The organism is Dolichospermum sp. UHCC 0315A, assembly GCF_008121535.1.
In the GTDB taxonomy this organism is placed as follows: domain Bacteria; phylum Cyanobacteriota; class Cyanobacteriia; order Cyanobacteriales; family Nostocaceae; genus Dolichospermum; species Dolichospermum lemmermannii.
Map to the genome: position 1 here is coordinate 4,721,271 of NZ_CP043056.1, position 12,764 is coordinate 4,734,034.

A 12,764-nucleotide genomic window follows, 5' to 3' on the forward strand; every position below is an offset into this window, starting at 1 on the left:
ATTCCCTCTAGGAATACGCCGTAGGTATTATGGGGCGCGGAAAATCTCTCCACCGGTGCTAACAACCCAAGGACTACCGCTAGAGTCAACAGCTATCTCTACAGCCGCACCGGGAACTAAATCCCAAGCAGAACCGTTCCAGGAGAAGATTTGATAACCACCACTGCCACCTTTGGCACAACCTAATACCCAAGGACCAGCACCACCAACAGCGATTTTTTTGGCACAACCAGCAACTCGTTGCCATGAATCACCACTTCTTTGGAAAATCTCTCCACCGGTGCTAACAACCCAAGGACTACCGCTAGAGTCAACAGCTATATCTACAGCCGCACCGGGAACTAAATCCCAAGCAGAACCGTTCCAGGAGAAGATTTGATAACCACCACTGCCACCTTTGGCACAACCTAATACCCAAGGACCAGCACCACCAGCAGCGATTTTTTTGGCACAACCAGCAACTCGTTGCCATGAATTGCCACTTCTTTGGAAAATCTCTCCACCGGTGCTAACGACCCAAGGAGTACCACTGGAGTCAACAGCTATATCTACAGCCGCACCCGGAACTAAATCCCAAGCAGAACCATTCCAAGAGAAGATTTGATAACCACCACTGCCACCTTTGGCACAACCTAATACCCAAGCACCAGCACCACCAAGGGCGATTTTCTTGGCACAACCGGGAACTCGTTGCCATGTTTGTGCTACAGCAGGCAGAGAAAAAGCAAGATTTGTAAATACTGACAAGGCTGCAAGTGTTGATAATCCCAAACCGAGTTTTTTAACTTTCATAAAATTTCCTTTGGATTTCTATTTGTGAATTTGAATCGCAAACCGTTCGTTAACTAAGATTATGCTCTTTTATTTAATTGCTGTCTATACCTAAAAAATCAGTGGTTTAACTGAGAATTTTTGCCTAAAAAATCAGTTGTATATGAAAGAATCAGTAAATGTCATAAAAAATCAGGTAAATCCCAAAATATATGTTTTTTCTGGAGAAACCCTTTAAATTATATTCATTCATTGATAGCAAATCTCATCTCCATAAAATACACTAATAGCAGGCAAGATGCCTAAATTACTTAAATAGTATGACAAATTTCAACTACTACAAACTCGGAGGCAGTCTAGAATATCAGCATCCTACTTATGTGATTAGACAAGCTGATTCTGACCTCTATGAAGGCTTAAAAAACGGAGATTTGTGTTATGTTTTAAACTCGCGGCAAATGGGTAAGTCGAGTCTGCGCGTACATACTATGAAACAGCTTAAAGAAGAAGGAATAAAATGTGCATCAGTTGATTTAACTAGAATTGGTAGTCATGTTACACCTTCTGAATGGTATGGAGGATTGGTTTCTGAGTTGTTGCGGGGTTTTGGTTTATCCAAAAAAGTGAATTTTGGGACTTGGTGGAGAGAACGGGAATTTTTACCACCTAAACAACGATTAAGTGAATTAATTGATGATGTACTATTAACAGAATTTTCTGGAAAAATTATTATTTTCATTGATGAAGTTGACAGTATTTTAAGGATAAATTTTAAAGATGATTTTTTTGCTTTTATTCGTGCTTGTTATAATCAACGGGCAGATAATCCAGAATATCAACGGCTCACCTTTTGTTTATTAGGAGTAGCAACTCCCTCTAATTTAATTGCTGATAAAAATCGCACACCTTTTAATATTGGTAGAGCTATCGAATTAAATGGATTTCAATTAAATGAAGTAGAATCCTTAATGCAAGGTTTAGAGGACATAGTTGCTAGACCACAAACAATATTATCAGAGGTGTTAAAGTGGACTGGAGGACAACCATTTTTAACCCAAAAGCTTTGTCAATTAATTTGTATTTCTAGTAATTCATTTCCAGAGTTTCAGGAAAATGAATATGTAGAGAAATTAGTCCAAACTCAAATTATCGAAAATTGGGAAGCACAAGATGAACCAGAACATTTAAAAACTATCAGAGATCGAATTTTACAAAGCTCAGAGAATCAAACTGGGCGATTATTAGGATTATATCAGCAAATATTACAGGAAGGAGAAATAATTGCCGATGATAGTCCTGAACAAACTCAATTACGACTAACAGGATTAATTGTTAAACAACAGGGAAAATTGAGAATTTATAATTGCATTTATGCGGAAATATTTAATCAAATATGGCTTGATAAAGTATTAGCAAATATTCGACCTTATGCACAAATGTTAAATATTTGGGTGAGTTCCAATTTTCAAGATGACTCGCGTTTGTTACGTGGTCAAAGTTTGCAAGATGCTCGTAATTGGGCAGCAGATAAAGGTTTAAGCGATTTAGATCGTAAATTTTTAGATGCTAGTCAGGAATTAGAAAAGCGAGATGTTCAAAAAAGATTACAAGTAGAAGCAGAATCATCGGGAATTTTAGCAGCAGCAAATGATGTTTTATTGGTAGCTAACCAAAAAGCTAAAAAACGGATTCAGATAGGAGGAGGAGTATTAGTAATTACCATAGTTACAGCGATGGCTACTGGAACTTGGGCAAATAGAATGATTAAGGATATACAATTAGAAAAAATCACATCTTTGAGTATATCTTCCTATGCTTTATTAAACTCAAATAGAGAACTTGATGCTTTGATTGCAGCCATAAAAGCAGCTAGACAATTAAAATCAGCAACTTGGACAGATGCTAACACTAAAGAATCTGTAAAATTAGCATTACAAAGAGCAGTTTATAAAGTCAGAGAACGAAATCGTTTAGAAGGACATAATGATGCTGTCAGAAGTGTAACTTTTAGCCCAAATGGAAAAATAATTGCTACTGCTAGTGAAGATAATACAGTTAGACTATGGAATATCAATGGCAAAGAAATCAGAAAATTTATTGATAATAATCAAAGGTTTAGAAATGTTAAATTTAGTCCAGATAATAAAATAATTGCGGCTATAAGTGCAAATAATACTATCAAAATATGGCAAATAAATGGGGAAAAATTAATCACTTTAAAAGGACAAGATAACCAAGATAATTTCATGAATAGTCTTTGTTTTATTCCTGATAGTAAAATCCTTGCTGCTGCTAGTCAAGACAATACTATTCAACTTTGGAGTATTGATGGACAAGAAATTAAAACTCTCAAAGGTCATAAATTTCCTATTTGGAGCATCAGTTGTAGTCTTAATAGCAAAAACATCATTACGGCTGATTTAGGGGGATTTATAATTATTTGGAGTGCAAATGGAGAAAAAATTAAAACCTGGAAAGCAGGTAATCAATCTATTTTTGATGTTAGTTTTAGTCCTGACGGAAAAACCATAGTTACTGCGGGAGGAGACACTACTATTAAACTTTGGAATTTAGATGGAAAAGAACTCAAAACTATTGGCAAACATGATAATTATGTTACTAGTGTTAGCTTTAGCTCCGATGGTCAGACGATCATTTCTGGTAGTGCTGACAACACAGTTAAATTGTGGAGTATTGAAGGTAAAGAATTGAAAACTCTCAAAGGGCATAATAATTCTGTTTTTAGTGTGAGTTTTAATCCCGATCATAAAATTATTGCCTCTGCGAGCGCTGACAATACAGTTAAACTTTGGAATCTTGATCAAGAACCCAAAACTTTAATTGGACATTCTGACTCTCTTTGGGCTATTAATTTTAGTCCCGATGGTAAAATCATTGCTTCAGCAGGAGATGATAAAACTATTCAGCTTTGGAGCATTGATGGTCAAAAACTTAAATCTATTAGTCCCAACAGTAATCTTGATTGGAATCGGATTTGGAACATTACCTTTAGTCCCGATGGTAATACAATTGCTACTGTAGGTTTTGATCAAACGGTTAAGATTTGGAGTCTTGATGGTGAAAACATTAAAACCTTTCAAGGACACAAAGATCAAGTTATTGATGTCAACTTTAGTCCTAACGGTAAAATTCTGGCAACTGCTAGTTATGATGGTACGGTTAAACTATGGGATATAAATAATCAAGAACTGAGAACTTTGATAGGAAATGGTGGTAGGGTTCGTAGTGTTAATTTTAGTCCTGATGGCATGATGATTGCTTCTGGTCATCATGACGGGACAATAAAACTTTGGAACTTAGAAGGAAAAAACCTGAGAACTTTTAAAGGACATAATAGTTATATCACTAATGTTAGTTTCAGTTCTGATGGTAAAATAATTGCCTCTAGTAGTCAGGATAAAACGATTAAACTCTGGGGTTTAGAAGGTCAGGAAATTAAAACTTTTAAAGGTCATACTGCGGGAGTTACCAAATTTAACTTTAGTCCTGATAGCAAAATTATAGTTTCTGCTAGTTTTGATGGCACAATCCGACTTTGGAATGTGGAAAATGGTCAAGAAATCAAAACTATTGAAGGACATGGTTATGCTTTTTTGAATGTTAGCTTCAGTCCTGATGGCAAAAAAATTGCTACGGTAAGTGATGATGGACTTGTGGAAATCTGGAATGCCGAAACTCTCGATTTTGATCATCTAATTGATCAGGGTTGTAACTGGTTAGATAATTATCTCAAAAACAATTCCCAAGTCAGCAATATTGATAAAAATATTTGCAATTAAAACAAGGATTTATTTATGAATCGTCGTCAATTTTTAACTTGGTTTGGAGTTAGTTTCGCTGCTAATTTATTATTTTCTTATGAAGCTGTTGCTAAGTTAGTTAAGTTCAAAAAAAACCGTCAAAAAATCAATCGCAACACTCCTCAAAAAACTACTTTTTATATCCAGGGTAGAAACCTATATGATCAGCTTGGCAACAAAGTAATTCTGCGCGGAGTTAACAAAATGTCGGTATGGGATGGAGAAGATCCCACTGGCAGTATTTCTTTCCCAGAAATTCGCAAAACGGGGGCAAATACAGTCAGAATTGTTTGGGCTATCACAACTCAACAAGGGACAACAGATATTAATGTCCTGGATCAACTGATTAACAATGCCATAAATAATCAACTTATTCCCATGATTGAGTTACATGATGCCACAGGAGAATGGAATCGTCTTCAGACATTAGTTGATTACTGGGTTCAGCCTAATGTTGTCAATTTAATCCAAAAATATCAACAATATCTATTAGTTAATATTGCCAATGAAGCTGGAAATGATCAGGTAACTGAAACTCAATTTATTAATGGTTATACAACAGCTATTCAATCTATGCGAGCCGCAGGAATTCGTACTCCTTTAGTAATAGATGCTCCCGACTGGGGTAAAAATCTCGGCATCCTCGATGCTACTGCATCTACTTTACTCAAGGCTGACCCAGACAACAATTTACTGTTTTCAGTTCACCTTTATTGGGGTATATCTAATGGTGCTGATGCTAACTTTGTGCGATCGCAGTTGCAAAAGTCAGTTAATCTAGGTTATCCCCTCATTGTCGGCGAGTTCTCCAAATTTGGAGCTTATGCTGGTGAAAATAAAAGTGGATGTAGTTCAGATGGAGAAATTGACTACAAAACCATCTTAGAAGAATGTCACAAACACGAAATTGGCTGGTACGCCTGGGAATGGGGGCCTGGCAACGGTTATAATGATCCTCTTTGTGCTACTATGGACATGACTCCTGACCGTTTGTTCCAGAATCTCAAGCCAGGATGGGCAACTGAAGTAGCAATTTCCAGCCCTTATAGTATCAAAAATACCTCTGTTACACCTGCCATCATGACTTCCAGGATTTAGGCCGATTCCCAGCAGAGTGTCTTCAATCCCTATCTTCGCCACCTTTTGCGCCATTGTGAACTTGATTCCAATGTAGAAACTTGCACTTCTTCTTGTCGTCTTTTGAGTATCATTGCAGCGGTATCACTTAAACTAGGATCTCGATAAGGAATAGCAGCACGAGTTCGTAAATGTTCTGCTTCAGCTTGTGAAAGAGGCGGTAAAGAGGATATAGTTGATTCCTCACCATGTTTGGGATGTCCAGCAATAGTCCCTGGAGTCCGTCTTCCTATCGGTGGAGTAGAACTGACAACCAAACCCGCAGCTAACAATGCGGTCCTTACAGCCGCAGCACAGGAATAAGTAGCCAGTAACCCATTTTGATGCAAGCATTCTGATACTTTTTGGATAAATTCCACCGTCCATAACTGTGGACATTGGGGAGGTGAAAAGGGATCAAGAAAAATTGCATCTGCTTGAAAACCTGATTCATGTACTTGTACAATTAAGCTTCTAGCATCACCAATTAGTAAAGTAGCTTGCAAATAATCTATGTGGATTTGATGTGCAAACGCTATTTGAGTTAAAATTTTTATATATTTGTCGTCCCAACCATTGAATAAGTGATGGTTAATTGCCGCCTGGGGGACAATGGGATTTAGTTCTAAGCCAATCACTTCCACACGGCAACGAGGATTTACTTGCCAAATTGTCTGTAAAGCTGCCGCTGTATTGTATCCTAGACCATAACAAACATCTAGCAGCCGCACAAATCCCGTTTCGGCTAATATTGGTAATCGAGTCGGAACAGCAAACTTCAGGAAACTCTCTTGTTTTGCTCCATAGTGACTATGAAAGGCTTCATTAAACTCTGTGGAAAAAAAGGTAAAAGAACCATCTTGCGTTTGTTGGGGTGTAAACATTTTAGGAGTTTAGGAGTTCAGGAGTTCAGGAGTTCAGGAGTTCAGGAGGAAGAAGAAAGAAGAAAGAAGAAAGAAGAAAGAAGAAAGAAGAATAGTTTTCACCAATTACCAATTACCAATTACCAATTACCAATTACCAATTACCAATTACCCATGAATAATCAATTTATTGTTTCTCCACAATGGCTGTTGGAAAATCTCAATAATTCTCAAGTTGTGATTGTTGATTGTCGGTTTTCTTTAGCTGATGCCGAATTAGGAAAAAAACAGTATCAAGCTAATCATATCCCAGGCTCTTATTATTTAGACTTAAATCAAGATTTATCTAGTCATGTACAAGAACATGGGGGCAGGCATCCTTTACCAAATACCACAGAGTTAGCCGAAAAATTATCAGCAACTGGGGTAAATTCTCAAAGAACTTTAGTAGTAGCTTATGATGATTCTCGCTTGGCTTTTGCATCTCGTTTATGGTGGTTATTGCGGTATTTAGGACATGAACAAGTAGCTGTTTTAGATGGTGGCTTTGACCGTTGGCAAAAAGCAGGTTATACTGTTACAGATATAATTCCTACGGGTGCAAGAGGAATATTTATTCCCCAAATCCAAAAGGATAAAGTTGTAGATTTTACTTATGTAAAAAATCACAAAGATAGTCTAGATGTAGTTTTAGTAGACTCCAGAGAAGGAGAACGCTATCGTGGAGAAAGAGAACCAATTGATAAAATTGCTGGACATATTCCCGGTGCTGTTAATTATCCTTGGCAAGAAATAACTGATACTTTTGGTTGCCTACTTCCTCCGTCAGAACAATCTCAACACTGGCAAAATATAGATACAAATAAAGAAATTTTAGTTTATTGTGGTTCTGGTGTGACGGCTTGTGTAAATTTACTTTCTTTAGCTATAGCTGGAATTCCCACCGCTAAACTTTACGCTGGTAGTTGGAGTGATTGGATTAGTTATTAGTAAGTTGTCAGTTGTCAGTTGTTAGTAGGGGCGAAGCATTTGGAAGATAAATTATCGGTCATTGCCAAAAATAGTTCTCCAAATGCTTCGCCCGTACAGTTGTTAGTAGGGGCGAAGCATTTGGAAGATAAATTATCCGTCATTGCCAAAAATAGTTCTCCAAATGCTTCGCCCGTACAGTTGTTAGTTGTCAGTAGGGGCGAAGCATTTGGAAGATAAATTATCCGTCATTGCCAAAAATAGTTCTCCAAATGCTTCGCCCGTACAGTTGTTAGTTGTCAGTTGTTAGTTACGTTAGATTAAATCTAGGCAACTTGACTATATATAGTTGAATAGCCTATTTTTAGTGAAAAAAGTAGAAATTTATGACTTTTGATTACGACCTGTTTGTGATTGGTGCTGGTTCTGGGGGTTTGGCTGCTTCTAAACGGGCGGCTAGTTATGGTGCAAAAGTGGCGATCGCCGAATATGATTTAGTTGGTGGTACTTGCGTAATTCGCGGTTGTGTCCCCAAAAAACTCATGGTTTATGGTTCTCACTTTCGGTCCCAATTCCAAGAAGCCGCAGGTTATGGTTGGACAGTGGGAGACGTAAAATTTGACTGGGAACATTTTATTACATCCATAGATAACGAAGTTAACAGACTTTCCAAACTTCACATCAGCTTTTTAGAAAAAGCCGGAGTAGAACTAATTTCCGGTCGTGCTAGTTTTGTAGACCCCCACACAGTCGAAGTGAATGGTAAACAATATACAGCCGCGAAAATTTTAATTGCTGTCGGTGGTCGTCCCATTAAACCAGAGATTCCAGGTATAGAACACGGTATTACCTCCAATGAAATCTTTCACCTGAAAACCCAACCCAAACATATCGCTATCATTGGTTCTGGTTATATTGGTAGTGAATTCGCTTGTATCATGGGCGGTTTAGGTTCAGAAGTCACGCAAATTATCCGCAAAGAGCAAATTTTGAACGGTTTTGACCAAGATATCCGCACCAGTATCCAAGAAGGAATGACGAATCATGGTATTCGTATTATCCAAAATACTGAAGTGACAGCAATAGAAAAAGTAGACGCAGGACTGAAATTAACCTTATCTGGAGAAAACCAAGAACCAATCATTGCTGATGTATTTTTAGTAGCTACCGGTCGCAGTCCCAACATAGAGGGGTTAGGCTTAGAAAATGCCCAACTTGACTGTGTTCCCAGTTCTGAAGAAGAACCAGGATACAGCACCTCAAATGCAATTTCCGTCAATGAATATAGTCAAACTTGCCAACCCCATATTTATGCTGTTGGTGATGTCACAGACCGCTTAAATTTAACACCCGTGGCTATTGGAGAAGGACGTGCTTTTGCTGATAGTGAATTTGGCAACAATCGTCGCGAATTTAGTCACAAAACCGTAGCTACTGCCGTATTTACTACCCCAGAAGCGGCTACAGTGGGTTTGACAGAAGCCCAAGCTAGGTCAAAATTCGGTGATGATAATATCAAAATTTATCGAACTAGCTTCCGCCCCATGTACTACACTTTACCGGGTAAGCAAGAAAAAACCATGATGAAGTTGATAGTAGATACTAACACTGATAAGATTTTAGGCGCTCACATGGTGGGAGATAGCGCCGCAGAAATTATTCAAGGTGTCGCTATTGCTGTGAAAATGGGGGCAACTAAAGCTGATTTTGATGCCACTGTAGGTATTCATCCCTCAGCAGCAGAGGAATTTGTCACCATGCGATAATTGTATTTGGTAGGGGTTTAGCAGTGCTAAACCCCTAAAATTGTGATAGGTTTAGTTTGCATATATTTCATCAAAGTGAATGATCAAGTTTATAGACTTATTTAGTGGTACAGGTGGATTTAGATTAGCAATTGAAAGGATTTGTCATAATTATAAAATTCCATGCCAATGTGTTTTTTCTAGTGACATTGATATAAATGCCCAAAAAATATATTTAGAAAATTTTGGAGAAACACCCATAGGAGATATTACAAAAATTAATGAAAATGATATTCCTGACCATGATATACTATTAGGTGGTTTTCCTTGTCAACCTTTTAGCATTTGTGGAGAACTGAAAGGATTTGAAGATACTAGAGGAACATTATTTTTTGATATTGCCAGAATTATTAAAAATAAACAACCTTCAGCTTTTATATTGGAAAATGTCAAACAACTAAAAGGACATCAACAAGGGCAAACATTAAAAATAATTATTAATACATTAAAAGATTTAGGATATTATACAGATTATCAAATTCTTAATGCTCTTAATTTTGGTTTACCACAAAAACGAGAAAGGATTTTGATAGTCGGGTTAAAAAATCAAGCTCATCATCATAATTTTAATTGGCCATTAATCAAAATGCCTATGCAGCCTTTATCAGAAATATTAGAAAAATCTGTTTCTGACTTTTATTACGCATCTGAAAAAATTCGCCAAAATCGTTTAGAAAAAGTCAAGCTTAATCAAAAATATGATCAACCAACAATATGGCATGAAAATAAATCTGGTAATATCAGTGTATATCCTTATTCCTGTGCATTGAGAGCAGGAGCATCTTATAATTATTTATTAGTCAATGGAGAAAGAAGATTAACAGAAAGAGAAATGTTAAGATTGCAAGGTTTTCCAGAATCTTATAAAATAGTAGGAAGTTATCAAACCATGCGAAAATTAACTGGTAATGCCATCGCTATTCCTTGTGTTGCTACTGTGATTGATTCTGTAATTAATGCAATATTAGTAAATCTGAATGTTAAAAAATTTTCTCGTTCCCATACTCTGTATGGGAATGAATTATAGAAGGCTCTGCCTTCATTTTCTCGTTCCCATACTCTGTATGGGAATGAATTATATTTCTCGTTTTCTCGTTCCCATACTCTGCATGGGAATGAATTATAGAAGGCTCTGCCTTCATTCTCCATAACAGTAGAGGCAGAGCCTCTGTGATAGTATTCCCAGTCAGAGACTGGGAACAAGGTATATAATCACCAATCACCAATCACCAATCACCAATCACCAATCACCAATCACCAATCACCAATAACAAATGCTTAAATTTATCCGTTCCGATTTATCCCAACTTAACGCTTATAAAGCTCATCCTGGTAGTGATAATGCCGAACCAGTCGCTATTCAATTTGACCGATTAGATACTAATGAAAGTCCCTTAGATTTACCAGCAGAAATCAAAGAAAAATTAGCTTGGACTTATCAAAAACTTATTGAAACTAATCGTTATCCTGATGGTGGCCATGAAACTTTAAAAAATGCCATTTCCCAATATGTCAACGAATCGGCAAATCTGGCAAATTCAACTTTCACCGCTGATAATATTTCCGTTGGTAATGGTTCAGATGAATTAATTAGATCCCTATTAATTGCCACCTGTTTAGGAGGAGAAGGTGCTATATTAGTTGCCAATCCTACCTTTTCCATGTATGGAATTTTGGCGCAGACTTTGGGCATTCCTGTGGTTACAGTCGGGAGAAATCAAAGCAATTTTGAAACTGATTTAGAAGCAGCTAAATCTGCCATTGCCCAAACACAAAATCCCCCTATTCGCGTCGTTTTTGTCGTTCACCCCAATTCCCCCACAGCTAATTGTTTAACAACAGCAGAACTAGAATGGTTAAAAAGTTTACCAGAAGAAATTTTAGTAGTTATTGATGAAGCTTACTTTGAATTTAGTCAAACTACTTTAGCTGCGGAATTATTACAACATCCTAATTGGATAATATTACGGACTTTTTCCAAAGCCTTTCGTCTTGCCGCCATGCGTGTAGGTTATTGTATCGCACATCCAGAGGCGATCGCTATTTTAGAAAAAGTCCGTCTTCCTTACAATCTTCCCAGCTTTTCCATCGCTGCTGCCCTCATAGCTTTAGAAAATCGGCAACTTTTACTAGAGTCAATTCCCCAAACCCTGAGTGAAAGAACCAAAATGATCACAGCTTTATCAACACACCCGAATCTAGAAATTACACCCAGCACCACCAACTTTATTTACTTGCGTGTTAAAACTGATGATGCTCACTCACTAATTACAATTTTAACAAATCTCAACCAAAAACTCAGAAGTCAGGGGACTCTGATTAGACTTCTACCCAATGGCTTACGAATCACTATCGGCACACCAGCAGAAAACACGCGCACAATAGAGCGAATACAAATCGCTTTACATGAATAGGGAATAATTATTATCCATTAATTATCAAGATCAATACCTATACTGCGGACTATTGTTGCAGTTTGTATTAACACACCAACCAACATAGCAAAAGCTTCATCTGGGATATTAGCAACTATTTCTGCGGGGAAAAAAAATTCAAACTGATCAATACAAAAACTGACTCAGTGACTCCTGCTATATTCGTTTATGTAGTAATATCTGACGTGAGCGACTGAGAAAAAGTGTATTCCAAGGGGATTCAACTTTATATACCCGATATGCCAACTTAAAATAAAGCTGACGGGCTTGATGATTGTTTTCCAAAACATGGAGATACAAGTCTTGAAATCCCCATTCTTGGGAGATTTGCTCACAGCGAATCAGTAAACTAGCACCTACACCCAATCTGCGGTAACTGGGGTGAACAGCTAAATTAGATAGATAAGGGAAACCTGGATTTATACTAGTCCAAGCATCAGTAATCCTGACACCCATTTCTATAGTTCCCATAATTTTCTGATCTTCACTGGCAGCATCAACAGCAACCAAACAAATATGATGGCTTGTGGGAGACTGAAGACGATGCCTTAGATCTTCATAAATACCCATACGAAACAAAGCGAAAGTCCAACCCCATAAACCCTGCTGAGAGTGAAAGCTTTCCGCCACAATTTGAGCAATATTCATGAGATCATCAGGTGTAGCTACACGAATTTGGAGTTGTCCAACAGGTAGAGTAGCGGTTTCTGATCTGGCTTGGGGTTGGGTAGGGTTAAAAAACCAGGATTTCAAAGCTAGTTGGGGATTAATTTGATTAATAGCAGGGGACAGAAAGATTGAAAGTGTTTTGGGGACTCACTTTTTTGATGACTGTCCGTTCTCACCTACCTGGCAACAGCTATAACAGGATATTTTCCTAGTACCTTTGCCAATTATAACTAAATGGTATCTTAAAGAAAACAATTAGTTAATCATTATGTAGTTAGAGTAACTTATCATCAAGGTGGTAAAACCGATCTAACC

The 12,764-nt window shown here is 37.4% G+C and carries 10 protein-coding genes; 7 read left to right on the top strand and 3 right to left on the bottom strand.

Translation table 11 applies throughout. The annotated features are described in order from the left end of the window. Nucleotides 1-27 precede the first annotated feature (27 nt). A complete protein-coding gene (locus BMF77_RS22430; RefSeq protein ID WP_148765972.1) occupies nt 28-792 on the bottom strand; it encodes a tectonin domain-containing protein in 765 nt (254 codons plus the stop codon). 299 nt (nt 793-1,091) lie between these two features. On the opposite strand from BMF77_RS22430, the gene BMF77_RS22435 reads away from it, so the two are divergent. Next, a complete protein-coding gene (locus tag BMF77_RS22435; protein ID WP_148765974.1) occupies nt 1,092-4,571 on the top strand; it encodes an AAA-like domain-containing protein in 3,480 nt (1,159 codons plus the stop codon). Between the two features lie 15 nt (nt 4,572-4,586). Beyond that, on the top strand, nt 4,587-5,690 hold the full coding sequence (locus BMF77_RS22440; RefSeq protein WP_148765976.1) for a cellulase family glycosylhydrolase: 1,104 nt from the start codon (nt 4,587-4,589) through the stop codon (nt 5,688-5,690). A 29-nt stretch (nt 5,691-5,719) separates the two neighbouring features. Here the strand turns inward: BMF77_RS22440 and BMF77_RS22445 are convergent, their stop codons facing one another. Continuing rightward, nucleotides 5,720-6,592 (bottom strand): tRNA (5-methylaminomethyl-2-thiouridine)(34)-methyltransferase MnmD, encoded by an 873-nt coding sequence (locus tag BMF77_RS22445; protein WP_148765978.1) that lies wholly within the window; start codon nt 6,590-6,592, stop codon nt 5,720-5,722. A gap of 153 nt (nt 6,593-6,745) precedes the next feature. Between BMF77_RS22445 and BMF77_RS22450 the strand changes: the two genes are divergently transcribed. The 5 genes from BMF77_RS22450 to BMF77_RS22470 all read left to right on the top strand — a co-directional run bounded on the left by BMF77_RS22450 (nt 6,746) and on the right by BMF77_RS22470 (nt 11,759). Continuing rightward, complete coding sequence (locus BMF77_RS22450; RefSeq protein WP_148767180.1) at nt 6,746-7,561, top strand: sulfurtransferase; 816 nt, start codon at nt 6,746-6,748, stop codon at nt 7,559-7,561. An 18-nt stretch (nt 7,562-7,579) separates the two neighbouring features. Next, the gene (locus BMF77_RS22455) at nt 7,580-7,780 is read left to right on the top strand and encodes a hypothetical protein (protein ID WP_246863000.1); all 201 of its coding nucleotides are present in this window, start codon (nt 7,580-7,582) and stop codon (nt 7,778-7,780) included. Between the two features lie 146 nt (nt 7,781-7,926). After that, on the top strand, nt 7,927-9,306 hold the full coding sequence (gene gor / locus BMF77_RS22460) for a glutathione-disulfide reductase (RefSeq protein ID WP_148765980.1): 1,380 nt from the start codon (nt 7,927-7,929) through the stop codon (nt 9,304-9,306). Nucleotides 9,307-9,385: 79 nt separating this feature from the next. Then, complete coding sequence (gene dcm, locus BMF77_RS22465; RefSeq protein WP_148765982.1) at nt 9,386-10,372, top strand: DNA (cytosine-5-)-methyltransferase; 987 nt, start codon at nt 9,386-9,388, stop codon at nt 10,370-10,372. A gap of 247 nt (nt 10,373-10,619) precedes the next feature. Continuing rightward, nucleotides 10,620-11,759 (top strand): histidinol-phosphate transaminase, encoded by a 1,140-nt coding sequence (locus BMF77_RS22470; protein ID WP_148765984.1) that lies wholly within the window; start codon nt 10,620-10,622, stop codon nt 11,757-11,759. A 177-nt stretch (nt 11,760-11,936) separates the two neighbouring features. On the opposite strand, the gene BMF77_RS22475 is transcribed toward BMF77_RS22470, so the two are convergent. Beyond that, nucleotides 11,937-12,533, bottom strand: a complete 597-nt coding sequence (locus tag BMF77_RS22475; protein WP_210422245.1) for a GNAT family N-acetyltransferase — start codon at nt 12,531-12,533, stop codon at nt 11,937-11,939. Between the last annotated feature and the right edge of the window lie 231 nt (nt 12,534-12,764).